Source organism: Modestobacter italicus, assembly GCF_000306785.1.
Taxonomy (GTDB): Bacteria; Actinomycetota; Actinomycetes; order Mycobacteriales; family Geodermatophilaceae; genus Modestobacter; species Modestobacter italicus.
This window is the reverse complement of sequence record NC_017955.1, coordinates 4,482,376-4,504,539: the sequence shown is the minus strand read 5'-3', so window position 1 is coordinate 4,504,539 and position 22,164 is coordinate 4,482,376. Positions and strand designations below refer to the sequence as shown.

At 74.4% G+C, this 22,164-nt stretch carries 17 protein-coding genes; 16 read left to right on the top strand and 1 reads right to left on the bottom strand.

The features are described 5' to 3' along the window. Together glgP and MODMU_RS21310 are read left to right on the top strand one after the other, a co-directional pair. A complete protein-coding gene (gene glgP, locus MODMU_RS21315) occupies positions 1 to 2,550 on the top strand; it encodes an alpha-glucan family phosphorylase (RefSeq protein WP_014742457.1) in 2,550 nt (849 codons plus the stop codon). Positions 2,551 to 2,762: 212 nt separating this feature from the next. Next, positions 2,763 to 3,737, top strand: a complete 975-nt coding sequence (locus MODMU_RS21310; RefSeq protein WP_014742456.1) for an FHA domain-containing protein — start codon at positions 2,763 to 2,765, stop codon at positions 3,735 to 3,737. Between the two features lie 398 nt (positions 3,738 to 4,135). Here MODMU_RS21310 and glgX read toward each other — a convergent pair whose 3' ends face one another. Further along, the gene (glgX, locus tag MODMU_RS21305; protein WP_014742455.1) at positions 4,136 to 6,280 is read right to left on the bottom strand and encodes a glycogen debranching protein GlgX; all 2,145 of its coding nucleotides are present in this window, start codon (positions 6,278 to 6,280) and stop codon (positions 4,136 to 4,138) included. A 72-nt stretch (positions 6,281 to 6,352) separates the two neighbouring features. Here glgX and MODMU_RS21300 point away from each other — a divergent pair, with 72 nt between their 5' ends. The 14 genes from MODMU_RS21300 (at position 6,353) to MODMU_RS21235 (ending at position 22,158) form a co-directional block, all read left to right on the top strand. Continuing rightward, positions 6,353 to 7,174 (top strand): ABC transporter ATP-binding protein, encoded by an 822-nt coding sequence (locus MODMU_RS21300; RefSeq protein WP_014742454.1) that lies wholly within the window; start codon positions 6,353 to 6,355, stop codon positions 7,172 to 7,174. A 47-nt stretch (positions 7,175 to 7,221) separates the two neighbouring features. Next, positions 7,222 to 8,007, top strand: a complete 786-nt coding sequence (locus tag MODMU_RS21295; RefSeq protein WP_014742453.1) for an enoyl-CoA hydratase/isomerase family protein — start codon at positions 7,222 to 7,224, stop codon at positions 8,005 to 8,007. 169 nt (positions 8,008 to 8,176) lie between these two features. Beyond that, the gene (locus MODMU_RS21290; RefSeq protein WP_014742452.1) at positions 8,177 to 9,319 is read left to right on the top strand and encodes an ABC transporter substrate-binding protein; all 1,143 of its coding nucleotides are present in this window, start codon (positions 8,177 to 8,179) and stop codon (positions 9,317 to 9,319) included. Positions 9,320 to 9,414: 95 nt separating this feature from the next. Beyond that, on the top strand, positions 9,415 to 10,254 hold the full coding sequence (locus tag MODMU_RS21285) for an ABC transporter permease (protein ID WP_014742451.1): 840 nt from the start codon (positions 9,415 to 9,417) through the stop codon (positions 10,252 to 10,254). Next, positions 10,251 to 11,117 carry an ABC transporter permease gene (locus tag MODMU_RS21280; protein WP_014742450.1) on the top strand — a complete coding sequence of 289 codons (867 nt, stop codon included), beginning with the start codon at positions 10,251 to 10,253 and terminating at the stop codon, positions 11,115 to 11,117. Before MODMU_RS21285 ends, MODMU_RS21280 begins: the two co-directional genes overlap by 4 nt. Next, on the top strand, positions 11,117 to 12,238 hold the full coding sequence (locus MODMU_RS21275) for an ABC transporter ATP-binding protein (RefSeq protein WP_014742449.1): 1,122 nt from the start codon (positions 11,117 to 11,119) through the stop codon (positions 12,236 to 12,238). Before MODMU_RS21280 ends, MODMU_RS21275 begins: the two co-directional genes overlap by 1 nt. Positions 12,239 to 12,282: 44 nt before the next feature. Continuing rightward, positions 12,283 to 13,392, top strand: a complete 1,110-nt coding sequence (gene cds1 / locus MODMU_RS21270; protein ID WP_014742448.1) for an L-cysteine desulfhydrase Cds1 — start codon at positions 12,283 to 12,285, stop codon at positions 13,390 to 13,392. A 115-nt stretch (positions 13,393 to 13,507) separates the two neighbouring features. After that, positions 13,508 to 14,287 (top strand): electron transfer flavoprotein subunit beta/FixA family protein, encoded by a 780-nt coding sequence (locus MODMU_RS21265; RefSeq protein ID WP_014742447.1) that lies wholly within the window; start codon positions 13,508 to 13,510, stop codon positions 14,285 to 14,287. A 27-nt stretch (positions 14,288 to 14,314) separates the two neighbouring features. Next, positions 14,315 to 15,280, top strand: coding sequence for an electron transfer flavoprotein subunit alpha/FixB family protein (locus tag MODMU_RS21260; RefSeq protein WP_014742446.1), 966 nt, complete (start codon positions 14,315 to 14,317; stop codon positions 15,278 to 15,280). Positions 15,281 to 15,384: 104 nt separating this feature from the next. Continuing rightward, on the top strand, positions 15,385 to 16,779 hold the full coding sequence (locus tag MODMU_RS21255) for an MFS transporter (protein ID WP_041795513.1): 1,395 nt from the start codon (positions 15,385 to 15,387) through the stop codon (positions 16,777 to 16,779). Beyond that, on the top strand, positions 16,776 to 17,960 hold the full coding sequence (locus MODMU_RS21250; RefSeq protein WP_014742444.1) for a cysteine desulfurase family protein: 1,185 nt from the start codon (positions 16,776 to 16,778) through the stop codon (positions 17,958 to 17,960). The genes MODMU_RS21255 and MODMU_RS21250 overlap by 4 nt, the downstream gene beginning before the upstream one ends. Then, positions 17,957 to 19,054 (top strand): tRNA 2-thiouridine(34) synthase MnmA, encoded by a 1,098-nt coding sequence (gene mnmA / locus MODMU_RS21245; RefSeq protein WP_014742443.1) that lies wholly within the window; start codon positions 17,957 to 17,959, stop codon positions 19,052 to 19,054. The genes MODMU_RS21250 and mnmA overlap by 4 nt, the downstream gene beginning before the upstream one ends. A 172-nt stretch (positions 19,055 to 19,226) precedes the next feature. Next, entirely contained in the window at positions 19,227 to 21,062 is a 1,836-nt protein-coding gene (locus MODMU_RS21240; protein WP_231851696.1) for a bifunctional metallophosphatase/5'-nucleotidase, read from the top strand. A gap of 43 nt (positions 21,063 to 21,105) precedes the next feature. Beyond that, positions 21,106 to 22,158 (top strand): methionine synthase, encoded by a 1,053-nt coding sequence (locus tag MODMU_RS21235; RefSeq protein ID WP_014742441.1) that lies wholly within the window; start codon positions 21,106 to 21,108, stop codon positions 22,156 to 22,158. The last annotated feature ends 6 nt before the right edge of the window (positions 22,159 to 22,164 follow it).

Genomic DNA, 22,164 nt, shown 5'->3' with positions numbered 1-22,164 from the left:
ATGCGAGCTCTCCGCAGACTCACCGTCCGAGCCTCCCTCCCGGAGGCGTTGCGGCCGCTGTCCCAGCTGGTCACCAACCTGCGCTGGTCCTGGCACTGGGAGACCCGCGACCTGTTCGAGGCGCTGGACCCCGAGCTGTGGGAGAGCTGCGGCGGCGACCCGGTCAAGGTGCTGGGCGAGGTCTCCGCGGAGCGGCTGGCCACGCTGGCCGAGGACCCGGAGTTCCTCCGGCGCATGCACGCCGTCGCCGAGGACCTGCGCACCTACCTCGACGCCCCGCACTGGTACCAGTCGCTCGGCGACGGGGCGCCGGCCTCGATCGCCTACTTCTCCGCGGAGTTCGGCATCACCGAGGTGCTGCCGCAGTACTCCGGCGGCCTGGGCATCCTGGCCGGCGACCACCTCAAGGCCGCCTCCGACCTCGGCGTCCCGCTGATCGGCGTCGGGCTGCTCTACCGGTCCGGCTACTTCTCCCAGGGCCTCTCGCCCGACGGCTGGCAGCTCGAGCACTACCCGGCGCTCGACCCGCACGGCCTGCCGCTGAAGCTGCTCCGGGAGCCCGACCGCACCGCCGTGGTCATCTCGGTGCCGCTGCCGGAGGGGCGCACGCTGCACGCGCACGTCTACCGGGCCCAGGTCGGCCGGGTGTCGCTGCTGCTGCTCGACAGCGACATCGAGGAGAACGCCCCGGCCGAGCGCGGCGTCACCGACCGGCTGTACGGCGGGGGCGAGGACCACCGGCTGCGCCAGGAGATGCTGCTGGGCGTCGGGGGCGTCCGCGCCGTCCGGGCGTTCTGCTCGCTGACCGGGACCCCGCAACCGGAGGTGTTCCACGCCAACGAGGGGCACGCCGGCTTCCAGGGGGTCGAGCGGATCCGCGAGCTGACCGAGTCCCACGGGCTGTCCTTCAGCGAGGCGCTGCAGGCGGTGCGCGGCGGCACGGTCTTCACCACCCACACGCCGGTGCCGGCCGGCATCGACCGCTTCCCGAAGGCGCTGATCGAGCGGTACTTCGCCGGCTTCGGCGTCCCGGTCGAGCAGCTGCTGCCGCTGGGCGCCGAGGAGGACCCGAGCAAGTTCAACATGGCGCACATGGGCCTGCGGCTCGGGCAGCGGGCCAACGGGGTGAGCCAGCTGCACGGCCACGTCAGCCGGGACATGTTCGGGGCGCTGTGGCCGGGCTTCGACGCCGACGACGTGCCGATCAGCGCCATCACCAACGGCGTGCACGCCCCGACCTGGACCGCCCGCGAGCTGCTCGAGCTGGGCACCCAGTCCACCAGCCAGGGCGACCCGGCGACCGTCCAGGGCGACGTCCACTTCGACGGCGTCGACCGGATCGACGCAGGCGTGCTGTGGGGCACCCGGCGGCTGCTGCGCGCCCGCCTGGTCGAGGAGGTGCGCCGGCGGGTCCGCGCCACCGCGCTGTCCCGCGGGGCGGCGGAGGCCGAGCTCGGCTGGACGGAGACCGCCTTCGACCCTGACGTGCTGACCATCGGCTTCGCCCGGCGGGTGCCCTCCTACAAGCGGCTGACGCTGATGCTCAAGGACCCGGCGCGGCTCAAGGCCCTGCTGCTGGACACCGACCGGCCCCTCCAGCTCGTCATCGCCGGCAAGAGCCACCCCGCCGACGACGGCGGCAAGCAGCTGATCCAGCAGATGGTCAAGTTCGCCGACGACCCGGAGATCCGGCACCGGATCGCCTTCCTGCCCAACTACGACATCGGCATGGCCCGCTACCTGTACTGGGGCTGCGACGTCTGGCTGAACAACCCGCTGCGGCCGCTGGAGGCCTGCGGCACCTCGGGCATGAAGTCCGCGCTCAACGGCGGCCTGAACCTCTCCATCCGGGACGGGTGGTGGGACGAGTGGTTCGACGGCCAGAACGGCTGGGCGATCCCGACCGCCGAGGGCGTCTCCGACCACGACCGGCGCGACGAGGTCGAGGCGCAGGCCATCTACGAGCTGCTGGACCGGCAGGTGCTGCCGCGCTTCTACGAGGTCGACGCCGACGGCGTCCCGACCCGGTGGGTGGAGATGATCCGGGACACCCTCCGCGAGACCGGGCCGAAGGTGCAGGCCACCAGGATGGTGCGGGACTACGTGGAGCAGCTGTACGTGCCCGCCGCCGGGGCGGCGCGGGCGATGGCCGACGGCGGGTACGAGGCGGCGCGCAGCGAGGCCAGCTGGCGGTCCCACGTGCTGGAGAACTGGCACGGCGTCCGGGTCGCGCACGTGGAGGCGACCGGCGTGGGGGAGACCCCGGAGATCGGCGGGGGCATCGACCTGCGCGCCGAGGTGGAGCTGCCGGGGCTGACGCCGCACGACGTCCTCGTCGAGGCCGCGTTCGGCCGGGTGGACGACGCCGACGGGCTGCACCAGGTGACCACCGTGCCGATGGCGCACGAGACCACCGAGGGGTCCCGGCACTGGTTCAGCGCCACGGTGCCGCTGACCCGGACCGGCGCCTTCGGCTACACGGTGCGGGTGCTGCCGCACTCCGAGCACGCCGCGGTGCCGGCCGAGCTGGGGGTCGTGGTGAACGCCTGACCCGCGCCACGCCGGTGTGTCCGCACCGGTGGTGCGGCTGGGGCGCGTGAGGCCTACCGTCACTGTCGGCACCTGGACGACTTCGCCTCGTGGTGACAAGAGCTGCGTCGGGTGTGACGACTGGTGCTGGGCGGGCTGGACGGGTCGTCACCTCGGCGTGCCTCGTTCCAGCGACCCACCGGATCCCGTCACGGATCATTAGTCTGGTCGCCATGCCCGACCGCTGTGAGGTCCTTCCCGGAGACTCTGTCGTCGCCCGCCGTGGTGGTGGCCTGCTGTGGGTCGACGCCCCCGGGTCGCCGGCTCTGGTGGCCGCGCTGCACGCCTGCCTGGGGGTCGCCGGTCCCGGCGCCGACCGGGTGCTGGCTGCCGTGGCCGGCCAGGTGTCCCGGCTGGCGGACGGCCCTGCCTCCTTCGCCCTCGTCCTCGCCGACACCACGGGCGGGTCCGCCTCGGGCGTCGCGCTGTGGTCGGGCAAGGGCCAGCCGGCCGTCGACGGCGTCCCGGTCTCCGGTCAGGCGGCCGACGGCTGCACGCTGGCCGCCGGCTTCTCCCTCGGCCAGACGCTGTACGTCGGCCCCGGCCAGTCCGCCGCCGCGATGCCCCCGGGCGTCGCGCTCGACCTCGTCGAGGGCACGGTGCCCGGTTCCGGGGCGCTGCTCCAGCACGCCGCCGCGGCCTCCTCGGCCGCGGTCGCCCCGCCGGTCAGCTCGCTGCCCAGCGGCGAGTCCTTCACCGCCGGCTCCGACGCCGGCTTCGGCAGCTCCGCCCGCGGCGCCGCGCCGGCGCAGGCCCCGGCGACCGGTGGCGAGCAGACCGCCTTCTGGCGGCCCGAGCCGCCGGCCGCGCCGGTGCTGCGCTTCGACGACGGCATGGTCGTCACCGTCGACGAGGACCTGGTGCTCGGTCGCCGTCCCGACGGCCACGACCTGGTGACCAGCGGGAACGCCCGTCCGGTGCCGATCGCCGACACCCAGAACGTGCTCTCCTCCGCTCACGCCGCCATCCAGCGCGCCGGTCGCGAGGTCTCGCTCACCGACCTCGGCTCGCTCAACGGCACGCACGTCGCCGGCCCGGAGGCCACCGAGTGGACCCAGCTCGAGCCCGGCGTCCCGCACCCGCTCGCCGACGGCGACCGGCTGCTCCTCGGCTGGACCGTCATCACCTTCGAGCAGACCCCGGAGTAGGCAAGAGCAGTTCGCTCACGGCCCGTCCTCCTGCTGGGGGACGGGCCGTTCGCCGTCCTGGGCGAGCCGACCACTGGGGATCGTGAGGAGTGGGGCCCGGAGGGTCTCGCGACCGAGCGACTCAGCGGCTCAGCCCCGTCGGGTACGGCTCCTGGCCGCGGTGCGGCCCGTCAGGGTCGCCATGTCATCGTGAGGAGTGGGGCCCGGAGGGTCCCGCGACCGAGCGACTCAGCGGCTCAGCCCCGTCGGGTACGGCTCCTGGCCGCGGTGCGGCCCGTCAGGGTCGCCATGTCATCGTGAGGAGTGGGGCCCGGAGGGTCCCGCGATCGAACGACTCAGCGGCTCAACGCAGCCGGGTACGGCTCCTGGCCGCGGTGCGGCCCGTCAGGGTCGCCATGTCATCGCACGATGCGCAGCGCCCACACCGAGCGGTCGGGCATGCTCGCCCGTCCCGGGGGCAGGGCTGTCGGCCGCGGGGGGACGCCGGTCGGGTACTCGGTGGCGAGCACCAGCTCGTAGCCGTCGCCCCACGGCGCGCCGGGCAGGACGACGTCCACCGGCTCCGGCCCGGCGTGCAGCCAGACCAGCCACGAGTCGCCCACGACCGGCCGGCCCCGCTCGTCGCGGTGCCGCAGCCCGCGGCCGTCGAGGTACATGCCGATGGTCTGCAGGCCGGTGTCGAACCAGTCCCGGTTGGTCAGCTGCTCCCCGTCGGGGGCGAACCACGCCAGGTCGCGGGTGCCCCCGGTGCCGGGCACCTCGCTGCCCTCGAAGAACGCCTCCTGCCGCAGCGCCGGTGAGGTGCGGCGCAGCCCCACGGCGTGGGCCACGAAGCTCCACAGGTCCGGGTCGATCGCGGCCCAGTCCAGCCAGGAGACCTCGTTGTCCTGGCAGTAGGCGTTGTTGTTGCCGCCCTGGGTGCGGCCCAGCTCGTCGCCGGCGGTGAGCATCGGCACGCCGGTGGACAGCAGCAGGGTGGCCAGGTGGTTGCGCACCTGGCGACCGCGCAGCTCGAGCACGGCGGGGTCGGAGGTCTCGCCCTCGACGCCGGTGTTCCAGTTCCGGTTGTGGCTCTCGCCGTCCCGGTTGTCCTCGCCGTTGGCCTCGTTGCGCTTGCGCTCGTAGGCGACCAGGTCGGCCATGGTGAAGCCGTCGTGCGCGGTCACGAAGTTGACCGAGGCGAACGGCCGGCGGCCGTCGGAGCGGTACAGGTCCGAGGAGCCGGTCAGCCGGTAGGCGAGATCGCGGACGCCGACCTGCGCGCCGGACCACACGTCCCGCACGGTGTCGCGGTACTTGCCGTTCCACTCCGTCCACGGCGGCGGGAAGTTGCCCACCTGGTAGCCGCCCTCGCCGACGTCCCACGGCTCGGCGATGAGCTTCACCGAGCTGACCACCGGGTCCTGGTGGACGACGTCGAAGAACGCCGACAGCCGGTCGACGTCGTGCATCGAGCGGGCCAGCGCGGAGGCGAGGTCGAAGCGGAACCCGTCGACGTGCATCTCGGTCACCCAGTAGCGCAGCGAGTCCATCAGCAGCGCCAGCACCGCCGGCCGGCGCACGTCCAGGGTGTTCCCGCAGCCGGTGTAGTCGGTGTAGCGGGACGGGTCGTCGCCGGCGCCCGGGCCGCCCAGCCGGTAGTACCCGGCGTTGTCGATGCCCTTGAACGACAGCGACGGGCCGGTGTGGTCGCCCTCGGCGGTGTGGTTGTAGACGACGTCCAGGATCACCTCGATGCCGGCCGCGTGCAGCGCCTTGACCATCGCCTTGAACTCGGTGACCTGCCCGCCGGCGGTGCCGGAGGAGCTGTAGGCGCCGTGCGGGGCGAAGTAGCCCAGCGTGTTGTAGCCCCAGTAGTTGGTCAGCCCGCGGCGGAGCAGGTGCGGCTCGCTGACGAACTGGTGCACCGGCAGCAGCTCGACGGCGGTGACCCCGAGGGAGATGAGGTGCTCGACGAACGCCGGGTGCGCCAGCCCGGCGTAGGTGCCGCGCAGCTCCGGCGGGACGTCGGGGTGGCGCATGGTGGCGCCCTTGACGTGCACCTCGTAGACGACGGTGTCCGACCACGGCGTCCGCAGCAGCGCGTCGCCGTCCCACGGGAACGAGTCGTGGACGACGACGCCGCGCGGCACGAACGGGGCGGAGTCGGCGGTGTCGGGCAGGAACGGGTCCCGCGGGTCGTGCGCGTACAGCGAGCCGTCGAGGACCAGGTCGCCGTCGACCGCCCGGGCGTAGGGGTCCAGCAGCAGCTTGGCCGGGTTGTACCGGGCGCCGGAGGCGGGGTCGAACGGGCCGTGCACCCGGTAGCCGTACCGCTGACCGGGGCCGACGCCCGGGACCCGGCCGTGCCAGACCTGGTGGGTCGTCTCCTGCAGCCGGTGCCGGTGCTCGGTGCCGTCGGGGTCGAACAGGCACAGGTCGACGCCGGACGCCCCCGCCGACCAGAGCGCGAAGTTGGTGCCGGTGCCGTCCCAGTGCGCACCCAGCGGAGCCGCCCGGCCGGGCCACACCTCGACGGTCCGCGCGCTCCTCGATGCAGTCACCGGGGCATCGTGCCCGACCGGCGGCGCGCCGTGCCGCAGCCCGGTGCCCGGGATCGGCGGCGGGTTGGTTGGATGAGCGGCGTGTGGACTGAGCCGGTCGTCGAGATCCGGGGCGTGGACGTCGTCCGAGGCGAGGCGCACCTGCTGCGCGGGGTCGACTGGACCGTCCGGCCCGACGAGCGGTGGGTCCTGCTGGGGCCCAACGGGGCGGGCAAGACGACGCTGCTGCAGCTGGCCTCCGCGCAGATGCACCCGACCCGCGGCTCGGTGGGCATCCTCGGCGAGACGCTCGGCGCGGTCGACGTCTTCGAGCTGCGCCCGCGGATCGGGCTGACCAGCGCGGCGCTGGCCCAGCGGATCGACCCCGCCGAGCGGGTGGGCGACGTCGTGGTCAGCGCCGGGTACGCCGTTGTCGGCCGGTGGCGGGAGCGCTACGACGTCCACGACCTGACCCGGGCGGCGGTGCTCATGCAGCAGTGGGGCGTGGCCCGGATGGCGCACCGGCCCTTCGGCACGCTGTCGGAGGGCGAGCGCAAGCGCACCCAGATCGCCCGGGCGCTGATGACCGACCCCGAGCTGCTGCTGCTCGACGAGCCGGGCGCCGGCCTGGACCTGGGTGGCCGGGAGGACCTGGTCACCCGGCTGTCGGACCTGGCCCGCGACCCGTACGCGCCGGCCCAGGTGCTGGTCACCCACCACGTCGAGGAGATCCCGCCGGGCTACACGCACGCGCTGCTGCTGCGCGGCGGCGAGGTCGTGGCGGCCGGTCCGGTGGAGGACGTGCTGACCGCCCCGCTGCTGTCCGACGCGTTCGGCGTGCCGCTGGAGGTCCAGCGCGAGGACGGGCGGTACGCCGCCCGGCGCGCGACCCAGCCGGTGGTCGGGGCAAGCTGACCTCCCCGCAGGACACCGACGTCCACCGCAGCAGCACGGAGGCACCCATGGCAGACCCCGAGTTCGTGACCCTGCAGGTCGAGGACGGCGTCGGCACCATCCGGCTCGACCGCCCGAAGATGAACGCCATCGACGAGCAGCTGCACTGGGAGGTCCGGGGGGCGGCGATGGAGGCCGCTGAGCGGGCGGACGTGCGCGCCGTCGTCGTCTACGGCGGGGAGCGGGTGTTCGCCGCCGGCGCCGACATCAAGGCGATGTCGCAGCTCGACGGATCGACCATGGTCGCCTGGGGGCGCGAGCTCACCGCCTCCTTCACCGCGGTCGCCCGGATCCCCAAGCCGGTCATCGCCGCCGTCACCGGCTACGCCCTGGGCGGCGGGTACGAGCTGGCGCTGTGCGCCGACTTCCGGGTGCTGGGCACCAACGCCAAGATCGGCCAGCCGGAGATCCTGCTCGGGGTGATCCCCGGCGCCGGCGGCACCCAGCGGCTGGCCCGCCTGGTGGGCCCGGCCAAGGCCAAGGACCTGGTGTTCACCGGCCGGCACGTGGGCGCCGAGGAGGCCCTGGCCATGGGGCTCGCGGACGCCGTCGTCCCGGACGAGGAGGTCTACCCGACCGCCGTCGCGATGGCCCGCAAGTTCGCCGCCGGGCCGCCGCTCGCGCTCGCCGCCGCCAAGCAGGCCATCGACGAGGGCCTCGACGGGGACCTGGACGCCGGGCTGGCGCTCGAGAGCCGGCTGTTCGCCGCGCTGTTCGACACCGAGGACCAGAAGGCCGGCATGCGCTCGTTCCTGGAGAGCGGCCCGGGGAAGGCGACCTTCACCGGCCGCTGAGGCGTCCCGCGCGGCCCCTGGCGCCCACCGGGCAAGTGATCACGGCGGCGTCACGCGCCGTTCGCCTCAGCGACGCCACCAGGTCCGCGGGGGGCGGTTCGCTGCGCTGGCCGCCCGAGCAGGGGCCATCGGGGCACCCGGGGGCGGCGCAGACGCGAGGAGCATCTCTGTGCGCAGGACCCCCCTCCGGGTCGCGGTGGCCGTCACCGCACTCGGGCTCACCCTCTCCGCCTGCGGTTCCGACGACGGCGGGTCCGACGGCGGCTCGGGTGCCGACGCGGCCGGGGCCACGTCGCTGGCCGACATCGGCTCCCTGGACGACCTCGTCGCCGCCGCCCAGGCCGAGGGGACGCTGAACGTCATCGCCCTGCCCCGGGACTGGGCGAACTACGGCGAGATGCTCGACACCTTCAGCCAGAAGTACGACATCGAGATCAACAGCGCCAGCCCGGACGGCTCCAGCCAGGACGAGCTGGACGCCGTCACCAGCCAGCGGGGGCAGGACCGCGGGCCTGATGTCCTCGACGTCGGCACGTCCTTCGCCCAGCAGGCGGCGGCGCAGGACCTGGTCGCGCCGTACAAGGTCGCCACCTGGGACGAGATCCCCGACGGGCAGAAGGACGCCGACGGGACGTGGGTCAACGACTACGGCGGCTACATCTCCATCGGCTGCAACGCCTCGGTCGTGCAGACCTGCCCGACCTCGTTCCAGGACCTGCTCGACCCGCGGTACAAGGGGCAGGTCGCCCTGAACGGTGACCCGACGCAGGCGGCCGCGGCCTTCGCCGCGGTCTGGGCGGCCTCGCTGTCCAACGGCGGCGGCCTCGACGACATCGGGCCGGGCGTCGACTTCTTCACCGAGCTGAAGGCCTCCGGCAACTTCAACCCGGTCCAGGTGACCCCGGCGACGGTGGCCAGCGGCGAGACCCCGCTCGCGCTCGACTGGGACTACCTCAACGCCGCCGGCACCGCCGACCTGGCCGACCAGGGCGTCGACTGGCAGGTCAACGTGCCCACCGACGGCCTCTACGGCGGGTACTACAGCCAGGCGATCAGCGCCTACGCGCCGCACCCGGCCGCGGCCCGGCTCTGGCAGGAGTTCCTCTACAGCGACGAGGGCCAGAACATCTGGCTGAAGGGCGGCGCCCGGCCGGTCCGGCTGCCCGCCATGCAGGACGCCGGCACCGCCGACGCGGACGCGCTGTCCGCGCTCCCGGCGGTCGAGGGCACGGCCGACTTCCCGTCGGCCGAGCAGCTCGCCGCCGCCCAGCAGGTCGTGGCGACCCGCTGGAACGCGGAGATCTCGGGCTGAGCACCACCGTCGCACCGGTCCGCGACGGCGCCCTCCCCGGCGCCGTCGCGGAACCCGGCGAGCCGGCGCGGGTCCGCCGCCGCCGCTGGCCGGTCGTGCTGGGCGTCGTGCCGTTCTTCGGCTACGTCGGCCTGTTCCTGCTGCTGCCGGTCGGCGTCCTGGCGGTCGAGGCGTTCCGCAGCACCGACCCGGTCACCTTCGAGGAGACCTGGTCCACCGACTCGGTCGTCGCGGTCACCGGTGGCGCCTACCGCCGGGCGTACCTCGGCAGCCTGGAGCTCTCGCTGGTCACCGCCGTCCTGGGTGCCGTCCTCGGCCTGGCGCTGGCCGTCGCGGTGCTGCGCACCCGGCGGGGGCGGCTGCTGCGCCGGCTGGTGCTCACCGCCTCCGGCGTGCTCGCCAACTTCGGCGGCATCCCGCTCGCCTTCGCGTTCATCGCCACGATCGGCAACGCCGGCGTGCTGACCGCGTTCCTGCAGGACGCCCTGGGCCTCGGGCTGGGCGGGTTCACGCTCTACTCGATGACCGGGCTCGCCCTGGTCTACCTGTACTTCCTCGTCCCGCTGATGGTGCTCACGATCGTGCCGGCCCTGGAGGCGCTCCGGCCGCAGTGGCGGGAGGCCTCGGACAACCTGGGTGCCAGCGGCTGGCAGTACTGGCGGTACGTCGGCGGACCGGTGCTGGCGCCGCCGGTGATCGGGGCGACGATGCTGCTGTTCGCCTCGGCCTTCGCCGCCTACGCCACCGCCCGCGCCCTGGTCGGCAGCAGCGTGCCGCTGGTGACGCTGCAGATCGCCAACGCACTGTCCAGCAACGTCGTCGTCGGCTCGGAGAACCTGGGCAAGGCGCTGGCGCTCGGGATGATCGTGCTCATCGGCGTGGTCATGGCCTTCTACGCCTGGGTGCAGGGCCGCACCCAGCGGTGGCTGTCGTGACCGCCGTCGCCCCGGTCGTCGTCGGCCCGCCGGTCCGGCGGGCGCGGCGGGTCCGGCGGGGCGGTGCCTGGCGGTGGCTGGTGTTCGCCGTCCTCGGCCTGTACTTCGTCGTCCCGGTGCTCGCCTCGGTGGTCTTCACCGTCCGCGACCGCGGGGCCGGCGGGCTGACCGCGCGGTTCTACACCGGCATCCCCGGCGCGCCTGGCTTCCTGGACGCGTTCGGCCGCTCGCTGCTGCTCGGCGCGCTGACCGTCGTCCTCACCCTGCTGCTCATGGTGCCGACCACGGTGCTCGTGGCGCTGCGGCTGCCGCGGCTGCGGACCGTCGTCGAGCTGCTCACGCTGCTCCCGCTGGTGCTGCCGCCGATCGCGCTGGTCGTCGGGGTGCGCAGCGTGCTCGCCTGGGCGCCGGAGCACTTCGCCGGCACGCCGGTGGCGGACGCGATGTTCGCGCTCCAGGAGCCCGCGCTGCCCTGGATCCTGGTCCTCGTCTACGTGGTGATGGCGCTGCCGTTCGTCTACCGCGCGCTGGACGCCGGCATCCGCGGGGTCGACCTGCGCACGCTGACCGAGGCGGCCCGCAACCTCGGGGCGTCCTGGCCGCGGACGCTGGTCGCCGTCGTCCTGCCGGTGCTGCGCACCTCGGTGCTCAACGCCGCGTTCCTCACCCTGGCGCTGGTGCTGGGGGAGTACACGATCGCCTCGCTGCTGGGGTTCCAGACCTTCCCGACCTGGATCGTCGAGGTGGCCGGCTCCCAGCCGCAGCTGTCGGTCTCGGTCTCCATCCTGTCCCTGGTCGTCACCTGGGGCCTGCTGCTGCTGATCTCCGCGCTGGACCGCCGGCGCGCCGACGAGGAGTCCTGATGACCAGCACCACCACCCCGAGCGCCGTCCTGGGCGCGATGCCCGGGTCCACCCTCGGCGCCCTGCGGGAGCGCGACGGCGTCCGGGTCGAGCTGCGCCGGCTGACCCGGACCTACGGCCCGGCGCGGGCGCTGGACGGGCTGGACCTCGACGTCCGGCCGGGGGAGTTCCTGGCCCTGCTCGGGCCGTCGGGCTGCGGGAAGACGACGGCCCTGCGGTCGATCGCGGGGTTCGAGGTGCCGGACTCCGGTCAGGTGCTCGTCGACGGCCGCGACCTCACCGGCACCCCGCCGAGCCGGCGGGACATGGGCATGGTCTTCCAGGCCTACAGCCTCTTCCCCAACCTCACCGTGGTGGAGAACGTCGCGTTCGGGCTGCGGGTGCGCCGCCGGCCCCCGGCCGTGCAGCGCAGCCGCGCCGGGGAGCTCCTCGAGCTGGTCGGGCTGGCGGACAAGGGCAGCCGGTACCCGCACCAGCTCTCCGGTGGCCAGCAGCAGCGGGTCGCGCTGGCCCGGGCGCTGGCCGTGGCGCCGCAGGTGCTGCTGCTCGACGAGCCGCTGTCCGCCCTGGACGCCCAGGTCCGGGTCCAGCTCCGCGAGGAGATCCGCCGGATCCAGCTCGAGCTGGGCATCACCACGGTGTTCGTCACCCACGACCAGGCCGAGGCGCTGTCGGTCGCCGACCGGGTCGGGGTGCTGCGCGCCGGACGGCTGGAGCAGGTGGCCGGGCCCGACGAGCTCTACGAGCGACCCGCGACCGCCTTCGTCGCCGAGTTCGTCGGCACCATGAACCGGCTGCCGGCGACGCTCGGCGACGGGCAGGTCAGCCTCCTCGGCGCGGTCCGCCCGGTGGCCGGCGCCGGGCTGCCGGCCGGGCCGGTGGTGGCGCTGGTGCGCCCCGAGTCGCTGCTGGTGCACGCCGACCCGGCCGGCTCCGGGCGGGTGCTCACCCGGACCTTCTCCGGCGCGACCACCCGGCTCGCTGTCGTACTGCCCGCGGCCGGGCCGGACCCGGTCGAGGTGCAGGTGGACGTCGCCAGCGCCGACAGCCGGTCCCTGCACCCGGGGACGGCGGTCACGGTGGTCCCGGCGCAGCGGCCGGTGCTCGTCGTCCCGGCCTGACCGGGGCGACCGGCGCCGGCGCGGGGGTGGGGGACCATACCGGGGTGACCGCCCCAGCCACCCCCGACCTGGACCGCTCCGACCCGGGGGGCCGGGCGTGGCTGGAGCGGGCCGTGGCGCTGGTCGAGGCCGACGCGCACCGGTCGGCCGACACCCACCTGCTGGTCTACCCGCTGCCGCCCGCGTGGGGCATCGACCTCTACCTCAAGGACGAGTCGACCCACCCGACCGGCAGCCTCAAGCACCGGCTCGCCCGCTCGCTGTTCCTCTACGCGCTGTGCTCCGGCCAGCTGCACGAGGGCAGCACCGTCGTCGAGGCCTCCAGCGGGTCCACCGCCGTCAGCGAGGCGTACTTCGCGCGGATGCTCGGCCTGCCCTTCGTCGCGGTGATGCCGGCGACCACCAGCGCGGAGAAGATCGCGCTGATCGAGTTCCACGGCGGCCGCTGCCACCTGGTCGCCGACCCCGGCACCGTCTACGACGAGGCCCGCCGGATCGCCGCGGAGACCGGCGGGCACTACCTGGACCAGTTCACCAACGCCGAGCGGGCCACCGACTGGCGCGGCAACAACAACATCGCCGAGTCGGTGTTCGACCAGCTGTCGCGGGAGCGGCACCCGGTGCCGGAGTGGGTGGTCGTCGGCGCGGGCACCGGCGGCACCAGCGCGACGATCGGGCGCTACCTGCGGTACCGCCGGCTGCCCACCCGGCTGGCCGTCGTCGACCCGGAGGGCTCGGCGTTCTTCCCCGGCTGGCGGGACGCCGACCCGGCCGCCGCCGGCCGGGGCTCGCGGATCGAGGGCATCGGGCGGCCGCGCGTCGAGCCCTCGTTCGTGTCCACCATCGTCGACCGGATGGTCTGCGTCCCCGACGCCGCGTCGCTGGCCGCGATGCGGCACCTCGAGCGGGTCACCGGCCGGCGGGCCGGCGGGTCCACCGGCACCAACCTCTGGGGCGCCTTCGGCCTGATCGGCGAGATGCTCGCCGCGGGGCGCACCGGCAGCGTCGTCACCCTGCTGTGCGACGGCGGGGAGCGCTACGCCTGCACCTACTACGACGACGGCTGGGTGGCCGCGCAGGGCCTGGACCTGGCGCCGCACACGGCCACGCTGGAGGCGTTCGCCCGGACCGGGGAGTGGCCCGCGACCTCGTGACCGGGGTCACGGGGACCCGCCCTGCCCACCGGGTGTTACCCGGAAGTAACCTCGATGATCGGCAGCGAGGCGGGCTCCGCCCGTGCCACGAGACGACACGGAGGATGGTCTGACGATGAACATCGTCGTTCTGGTCAAGCAGGTCCCCGACTCGGGCAGCGAGCGGAAGCTGGACCCGTCGGACAACACCGTCGCGCGGGCCACCGCCGACAACGTGATCAACGAGATGGACGAGTACGCCATCGAGGAGGCCCTCACGGTCAAGGAGGCCCACGGCGGTGAGGTCACCATCCTGACCGTCGGCCCCGACACCGCCACCGACGCGATCCGCAAGGCGCTGTCGATGGGCGCGGACAAGGCCGTGCACGTCTCCGACCCGGCGATCCACGGCTCGTGCGCGGTGCAGACCTCCGCGGTGATCGCCGCGGCGCTGGGCACGCTGGAGTACGACCTGGTGCTGTGCGGCGCGGAGGCCACCGACGCGCAGCTGTCGGTGATGCCGGCGCTGCTGGCCGAGCGGCTGGGCCTGCCCCAGCTGTCCGGTGCGCGCAAGCTCACCGTCGAGGGCGGGATGGCGAAGATCGAGCGGCAGACCGACGGTGGGTACTGGGAGGTCGAGGCGCCGCTGCCGGCGATCGTGTCCACCTGGGACACCATCAACGAGCCGCGCTACCCCTCGTTCAAGGGGATCATGGCGGCGAAGAAGAAGCCGGTGCAGACCCTGACGCTGGCCGACCTGGGCATCGACCCGAGCACCGTGGGTCTGGCGTCGGCCACCAGCGCGGTCGTGGACTCCGCCGGTCGCCCGCCCAAGGGCGAGGGCGTCAAGGTCACCGACGAGGGCGACGGCGCGGACAAGCTCGTCGGCTACCTCGCCGCCCAGAAGATCGTCTGACCCGGACAAGCGGAGGAGAGAACAGTCATGGCTGAGGTCCTGGTCCTGGTCGAGGTGAACCCGGCTGCGGGTGGCCCGCGGAAGACGACGCTGGAGGCGCTGACCGCCGCCCGTGCGCTCGGTGAGCCCTCCGCGGTGGTGATCGGTGCCCCGGGCACCGCCGCCGGCGTCAAGGACGCGCTCGGCGAGTACGGCGCGGCGAAGGTCTACGTCGCCGAGTCCCCCGAGGTGGAGGAGTACCTGGTCGCCCCCAAGGCCGAGGTGCTCGCCCAGCTGGTCGCGTCGGTGTCGCCCGCGGCCGTGGTCATCCCCTCGTCGCCGGAGGGCAAGGAGGTCGCCGGCCGGCTGGCGATCAAGACCGGCTCGGGGTTCCTGACCGACGTCACCGAGATCCACCCCGACGGCACCGCCACCCAGGTGGCGTTCGCCGGGGCGACGATCGTGCACTCGAAGGTGACGGTCGGCACGCCGATCTACACGCTGCGCGGCAACTCGGTCACCCCCGAGCCGGCGCCCGGTGCGGCGACCGAGGAGACCGTGCAGGTCACGCTCTCCGACGCGGCGAGGACGACGAAGGTCACCGACCGGGTCGTGGAGCAGAAGTCCTCGCGCCCGGAGCTGACCGAGGCCTCGATCGTGGTCTCCGGCGGCCGCGGGGTGGCCAGCGCGGAGAACTTCTCCGTCATCGAGGGGCTCGCCGACTCCCTCGGTGCGGCCGTCGGTGCCTCCCGCGCCGCGGTGGACTCCGGCTTCTACCCGCACTCGTTCCAGGTCGGGCAGACCGGCAAGACCGTCTCGCCGCAGCTGTACATCGCGGTCGGGATCTCCGGGGCCATCCAGCACCGGGCCGGCATGCAGACGTCGAAGACCATCGTCGCGGTCAACAAGGACCCCGAGGCGCCGATCTTCGAGCTCGCCGACTTCGGCGTCGTGGGAGACCTGAACACCGTCGTCCCGGCCGCCACCCAGCAGATCTCCGCGCGCAAGGGCTGACGCACTCAGCACCACCGTCGAGCGCCGGCCCTCCCGGGGGCCGGCGCTCGACGCGTCTCCGGCGGGTCGGGAAGGGGTGGGACGGGGTGCGGGTTGCGCCGGAGGTGGGAGGACCAGGGACGCCGGGGCTGCTGGACGGCCGGCACCGGCTGACCACCGTGGGCCTGCTGCTCCTGGTCACCCTGGTGGCCTTCGAGTCGATGGCGGTGGCCACCGCGATGCCCACCGCGGTCACCGAGCTCGACGGGCTCGCCTGGTTCGGCTGGCCCTTCACCGCCTTCCTCGTGGCCCAGGTGGTCGGCATGGTGGTCGGCGGGGACGTCGGTGACCGGCGGGGTGCCCGGGCCGGGCTGCTCGCGGGCGTCGCGGTGTTCGCCGTCGGCCTGCTCGCCTGCGGCCTGGCGGCGGACATGGCGCTCTTCGTGGCCGGGCGCGCGGTGCAGGGCTTCGGCGGCGGGCTGATCTCGGTTGCGCTCTACGTCGCGATCGGGCAGGCCTACGACGCGTCGCTGCGGCCCCGGCTGTTCGGCGCCACCGCCGCGGCCTGGGTGCTGCCCGCGCTCGTCGGCCCCCTGGTGGCGGGCGCGCTGACCACCTCGGTGGGCTGGCGGTGGGTGTTCCTGGGCCTGCTGCCGCTCGTGCTGGTCGGGCTCTGCCTGGTGCTGCCGGCCCTGCGCGACCTCACCGTCCCGGCGGACCCGCCGCCGGCCCGGGTGGCCCGGCGCTGGTGGGCCCTCCTGGCCGGTCTCGGCGTCGGCGCGCTGCAGTACGCCGGCCAGCGGCTGGACCTGCTCGGTGCCGTCCTGGCCGTCGTCGGGCTGACCGCGCTCGCTGCCGGGCTGCGGCCGCTGCTGCCGCGCGGAACGGTCCGCGCCCGCCGCGGCCTGCCCACCGTCGTCGCCGCCCGCGGCCTGCTGGCCGGCTCCTTCTTCGGCATGGACGCGCTGCTGCCGCTCACGCTCAGCGCGGTGCACGGCTACAGCCCCACGGCCGCCGGGATCCCGCTCACCGCCGGCGCCGTGGGGTGGGCGGCCGCCTCGCAGGTGCAGGGCCGGTACGCCGGTGCCTCGCGGGTGCAGCTGCTCCGGCTGGGCTTCGTGCTGCTGGCCGTCGGCCTGGCCGGCACCGCGGTGACCGCCGTCCCGGGCGTGGGTGGCTGGCCGGCCTACCTGACCTGGGCCCTCGCCGGGCTGGGCATGGGGCTGGGCATGCCCAGCGTCGGGGTGCTGCTGCTGGCGCAGTCGCCCGAGCACCGCCGCGGGGCGGACTCCGCGGCCCTCAACATCGCCGACGTCACCGCCTCGGCGCTGTGCATCGGCCTGACCGGTGTGCTGGTGGCGGCGGCCACCGCCGGCCTGCTGCCGATGCGCGGCGTCCTCGTCGTGGTGGCCGCGGTCTACGCCGCGCTGGCCGTCGCCGGGGCGGTGGTCGCCGGCCGTGCGGCCGCACCGGTCGCGGCGGCGGCCCCGGCGGGCGCGACTACTCTGGCGGGGCCATGACGTACCTGGACCACGCTGCGACGACGCCGATGCTGCCGTCGGCGCTGGCGGCCATGACCGAGCAGCTGGCCCGGGTCGGCAACGCGTCCTCGCTGCACGCCAGCGGCCGCGAGGCCCGGCGGGTCGCCGAGCAGTCCCGCGAGCAGCTGGCCGCCGCGCTGGGCGCCCGGCCGTCGGAGGTGCTGTTCACCGGCGGGGGCACCGAGGGCGACAACCTCGCCGTCAAGGGCCTGTACTGGGCCCGTCGCGCCGCCGACCAGGGCCGCCGCCGGATCGTGGCCAGCCCGGCCGAGCACCACGCCGTCCTGGACAGCGTGGAGTGGCTGGAGAAGCACGACGACGCCGAGGTCACCTGGCTGCGGGTCGAGCCGGACGGGCGGATCACCCCCGACGCGCTCGCCGAGGCCCTCGGCGACGGCCGGGACGTCGCCGTCGCCAGCGTGATGTGGGCCAACAACGAGATCGGCGCGGTCAGCGACCTCGCCGCGCTCGCCGAGGTCGCGCACGCGGTGGGGGTGCCGCTGCACACCGACGCGGTGCAGGCCATCGGCCAGCTCCCGGTCGACTTCGGGGCCAGCGGCGTCGACGCGCTGACGATGACCGGCCACAAGCTCGGTGGCCCGATGGGCGCCGGTGCGCTGCTGCTGCGCCGGGACGCCGAGTGCACCCCGCTGCTGCACGGCGGCGGCCAGGAGCGCGACGTCCGGTCCGGCACCCTCGACGTCGCGGCCATCGTCGGGCTCGCCGCGGCCACCCGGTCCGCCGTCGACGAGCGCGGTGAGCGCGCCGCCCGGCTGACCGCGCTGCGCGACCGGCTGGTGGCCGGCGTCGTCGACCGGGTGCCCGACGCGCAGCTCAACGGGCCGGCCCTGGACGACGTCGTCGCCGGCGGCCCGGGACGGCTGCCCGGCAACGCGCACCTGTCCTTCCCGGGCGCCGAGGGTGATGCGCTGCTCATGCTGCTCGACGCCCGCGGCATCGAGTGCTCGACCGGGTCCGCCTGCAGCGCCGGGGTCGCCCGGCCCAGCCACGTGCTGCTCGCCGCCGGCGCCGACCCCTCCCGCGCCCGCAGCTCGCTGCGCTTCAGCCTCGGCCACACCTCGACCGACGCCGACGTCGACGCCGTCCTGGACGTCATCGCCCCGGTGGTGGAGCGGGCCCGGCGGGCGGGGGCCCGATGAGGCTCATCGCCGCGATGAGCGGGGGAGTGGACTCCGCGGTCGCCGCCGCCCTGGCCGTCGAGGCCGGGCACGAGGTGACCGGGGTCCACCTGGCGCTGTCCCCGGACCGGCAGACGCTGCGCAGCGGCGCCCGCGGGTGCTGCAGCGTGGAGGACGCCCACGACGCCCGCCGGGTCGCCGACTCCCTCGGCATCCCGTTCTACGTCTGGGACCTCGCCGACCGGTTCCGCGAGGACGTCGTCGAGGACTTCGTGGCCGAGTACGCCGCCGGCCGCACGCCCAACCCGTGCCTGCGCTGCAACGAGAAGATCAAGTTCTCCGCCGTGCTGGACCGGGCGCAGGCGCTGGGCTTCGACGCCGTCGTCACCGGCCACCACGCACGGCTGGTCGACGGCGAGCTGCGCCGCTCGGTCGACGCGGCCAAGGACCAGTCCTACGTGCTGGGCGTGCTCACCGCGCGGCAGCTGGCCGGGGCGGTGTTCCCCCTGGGGTCGATGACCAAGGAGCGGGTCCGCGAGCTGGCCGCCGAGCGCGGCTACGCGGTGGCCACCAAGCCCGACTCGCACGACATCTGCTTCATCTCCGACGGCGACACCCGGGGCTTCCTGGCCCGCCGGCTGGGGGATCAGCCCGGCCCGGTGGTCGACGCGGCCACCGGCGCGACCGTGGGCACCCACGCCGGCGCGTACGGCTTCACCATCGGGCAGCGCCGCGGGCTGGGGGTCAGCGCCGGTGACCAGCGGCCGCGCTACGTGCTGGGCATCGAGCCGGTCAGCCGCACGGTGACGATCGGCACCGCCGAGCAGGCTGAGGTGGACGAGGTGGTCACCCAGGTGCCGACCTGGACCGGTCCGGTGCCGGAGCTGCCGTTCACGGCCGCGGTCCAGCTGCGGGCGCACGGGAGCCCGGTCGGCTGCACCGTCACCGGCACCGAGGAGGGCGGCCTGCGGATCGGGTTCACCGAGCGGCAGCGCGGCGTGGCCCCGGGGCAGTCCGCCGTGCTCTACGCCCCGGACGCCGAGCGGGGCGACCGGGTGCTCGGCCAGGGCACGGTGTTGCGCGCGCGTGAACGGTCGGCGTCGCTCCACACCTGACCCTTGGCACCCGCACAGCACGGGGATAGCGTCGCGCTGCACGACGTTACGCACGGCTACTTAGAGCAACTACAGATCTGAGCGCCCCGCCGCCGGACCGAGCACGCACACGGTCCGGTCCCCGTGTCCTGGAGGACCCTTGCGCCGAACGAGCTTGACGATCGCCGCGACCGTGGCCGCTGCCACGGTCGTGGGGCTGCCCACCGCCGCCTCCGCCGCACCCAAGGACGTCACCGTCCAGCTGCTGGCGATGAACGACTTCCACGGCCGGGTCTCCGAGACCACCGGCTCCGACAGCCAGCTGCTCACCGCGCCGGGTCTCGACGGCGCCTACGGGTCCGCGGACGACGTCAAGACCGTCGTCGGCGGCAGCGCGAACGTCGCCACGACGGTGAAGGACCTGCAGGCCTCCTTCGACGACACCACCAAGGGCCCGCACACGTCGCTGTTCGTGGGCGCGGGCGACCTGATCAGCGCCTCGCCGTTCGAGTCGAGCGTGTTCAAGGACGAGCCGACGATCGAGGTGCTCAACGCCATGGGGCTGGACGCCTCGTCGGTCGGCAACCACGAGTTCGACCGGGGCACCGAGGAGCTGCGCCGCATCTCCGCGGCCACCGACGGGACCTTCACCGACGACGTCACCGAGTGCGAGGGCGTGACGGTCGGCGTCGACGGCTGCTTCGGCACCGACGGCCACGAGTTCGAGGGGGCGGACTTCCCGTACCTCGCGGCGAACGTCATCTCGAACGAGACCGGCGAGCCGATGCTGCCGCCGTACCAGGTCTTCACGACGCCGGCGAACCAGAAGGTGGCCATGATCGGCGTGGTCACGAAGACGACGCCGAGCATCGTGTCGCCGACGGGCATCGCCGACGTGCGCTTCATCGACGAGGCCGAGGCGGTCAACACCTGGGTGCCCCGGCTGCAGGCCATGGGCATCCAGGCCATCGGCGTGCTGATCCACGAGGGCGGCACGGCCGGCAACGCGGCACCGCCCACGCCGGCCTACGACGGCTGCGCCGGGCTCACCGGACCGATCGTCGACATCAACCAACGGATCGACCCCGCGGTCGACCTGATCGTCAGCGCGCACTCGCACAACGCCTACAACTGCAAGATCGCCGACGGCAGCGGCGAGGAGCGCCTGGTCACCCAGGCCGGCTACTACGGCCGGCTGGTCAGCGACATCCGCCTGTCCCTGGACCGCACGACCGGTGACGTCAACCGGGCGGCGACCTACTCGGCCACCAACGTGCCGGTGACCCGCACCGCCCCGGACCCCACGGTCCAGGCGATCGTCGACTACTGGAACGGCCGGGCGGCCGAGGCCGGGAACGCGGTGGTCGGGTCGATCACCGCGGACATCACCCGCGCGTACACCACCCCCGCGCCGACCCCCGCCGTGCCGAACCCGGCGCCGGTGGAGAACCGCGGCGGCGAGTCCAGCCTGGGCAACCTGGTCGCCCAGGCCCAGCTCGAGGCACTGCAGTCGGACCAGTACGGCAACCCGGTGATCGCCTTCATGAACCCGGGTGGGCTGCGCACCGACCTCACGTACGCGTCCAGCCAGGGCGGTGAGGCGCCGGGTGAGGTGACCTTCCGGGAGCTGTTCAACGTCCAGCCGTTCAGCAACACCGTCAACGCGGTGACCCTGACCGGCGCGGCGATCAAGGACGTGCTCGAGCAGCAGTTCCCCTCCGCTGCGCGCAGCTCCCAGCTGATCCTGGGGACGTCGGCGGGCTTCTCCTACCAGTACAACGCGGCGGCACCGGCAGGCCAGCGGGTCGTCGCCGGGTCGATCACGCTGAACGGCGTGGCCATCGACCCGGCTGCGAGCTACCGCGTGGTGGCGAACTCGTTCCTCATCGGCGGCGGCGACAGCTTCACGGCCTTCACGACGGGCACCGACCCGATCACCGGGCCGGTCGACGCCGACACCGCCGTGGCCTACTTCGAGGCGCACTCCCCGGTCAGCCCGCCCGCGGCCGACCACGCCAAGCCCGTCTGACCGTCCGGGGAGGCCACCGCGCCGGCGGGCTACCGTCGCCGCTGTGGCCTCCCTCGAACTGCCCGACGACGGCTCCACCCCGGGCGGCGAGCCCGACAGCACCGACCTGAGGCCGGTCCCCACCCCGTGGGGGCCGGCCTCCGGCGTCGGCTCCCTCCCCGGCACGGACCCGGTCGAGGCCCTGCGGCTGGTGACGGGTGAGCTGCCGGACTTCCCGCACCTGCCCGAGCTCCCCGGCCGCGGGGCCGGCGCGGACATGATCGGCCGCGCGGCGGCGCTGCTGGTCGACCTGCACGTCGACCTGACCCCGGCCGGCTGGCGGCTGGTCTCCCGGCCCGGTGCCGACGAGCGGCGGGCGCAGGAGATGCTGGCCCGGGACCTGGACGCGCTGTTCGAGGTCGCCGAGCGGTACACCGGACCGTTCAAGGTGCAGGTGGCCGGACCGTGGACCCTCGCGGCCGGGCTGGAGCGGACCCGCGGTGACCGGGCCGTCGTCGACCAGGGAGCGCGTCGCGACCTCGCCCAGTCGCTGGCCGAGGGCATCGCCGCGCACGTCGCCGACGTCTCCGCCCGGGTGCCCGGCGCGCAGGTCGTCGTCCAGCTGGACGAGCCGTCGGTGCCCGCCGTCCTGCAGGGCGGCCTGCCCACGGTGAGCGGGTTCGGCAAGCTCTCCGCGGTCGAGGCGCACCTGGTGGAGGAGCTGCTGACCCGGTTCGTCGACCGGGTGCCCGCCCCGGTCGTCGTCCACTGCTGCGCGCAGCGGGCGCCGCTGGACCTGTTCCGCGCCGCCGGGGCCGCCGGGCTGTCCTTCGACCTCGGTGCGGTGCAGGACCTGGACGCCGTCGGCACGGCCGTGGAGGCCGGCACCCACCTGCTCGTCGGGGTCGTCCCGGGCACCGACACCACCCTGCCGCCGGCCAAGTCGACCGCGAGCCGGCTGAGCGCCTGGTGGAACGAGCTCGGCTTCCCGGCCGACCAGCTGCACGCCGCCGTCACCCTCACCCCGGCCTGCGGCCTGGCAGGCGCGAGCCCCGCCTACGCCCGGACGGCGATGGCCCACGTCCGCGAGGCCGCCAAGTACCTGCAACCCGAGTGACCCCAA

Bases quoted from the DNA above. Each gene is read 5' to 3' on its own strand.
- glgP (WP_014742457.1), top strand. From the start codon at position 1: ATGCGAGCTCTCCGCAGACTCACCGTCCGAGCCTCCCTCCCGGAGGCG.
- MODMU_RS21310 (WP_014742456.1), top strand. From the start codon at position 2,763: ATGCCCGACCGCTGTGAGGTCCTTCCCGGAGACTCTGTCGTCGCCCGC.
- MODMU_RS21300 (WP_014742454.1), top strand. From the start codon at position 6,353: ATGAGCGGCGTGTGGACTGAGCCGGTCGTCGAGATCCGGGGCGTGGAC.
- MODMU_RS21295 (WP_014742453.1), top strand. From the start codon at position 7,222: ATGGCAGACCCCGAGTTCGTGACCCTGCAGGTCGAGGACGGCGTCGGC.
- MODMU_RS21275 (WP_014742449.1), top strand. From the start codon at position 11,117: ATGACCAGCACCACCACCCCGAGCGCCGTCCTGGGCGCGATGCCCGGG.
- MODMU_RS21265 (WP_014742447.1), top strand. From the start codon at position 13,508: ATGAACATCGTCGTTCTGGTCAAGCAGGTCCCCGACTCGGGCAGCGAG.
- MODMU_RS21260 (WP_014742446.1), top strand. From the start codon at position 14,315: ATGGCTGAGGTCCTGGTCCTGGTCGAGGTGAACCCGGCTGCGGGTGGC.
- MODMU_RS21250 (WP_014742444.1), top strand. From the start codon at position 16,776: ATGACGTACCTGGACCACGCTGCGACGACGCCGATGCTGCCGTCGGCG.
- mnmA (WP_014742443.1), top strand. From the start codon at position 17,957: ATGAGGCTCATCGCCGCGATGAGCGGGGGAGTGGACTCCGCGGTCGCC.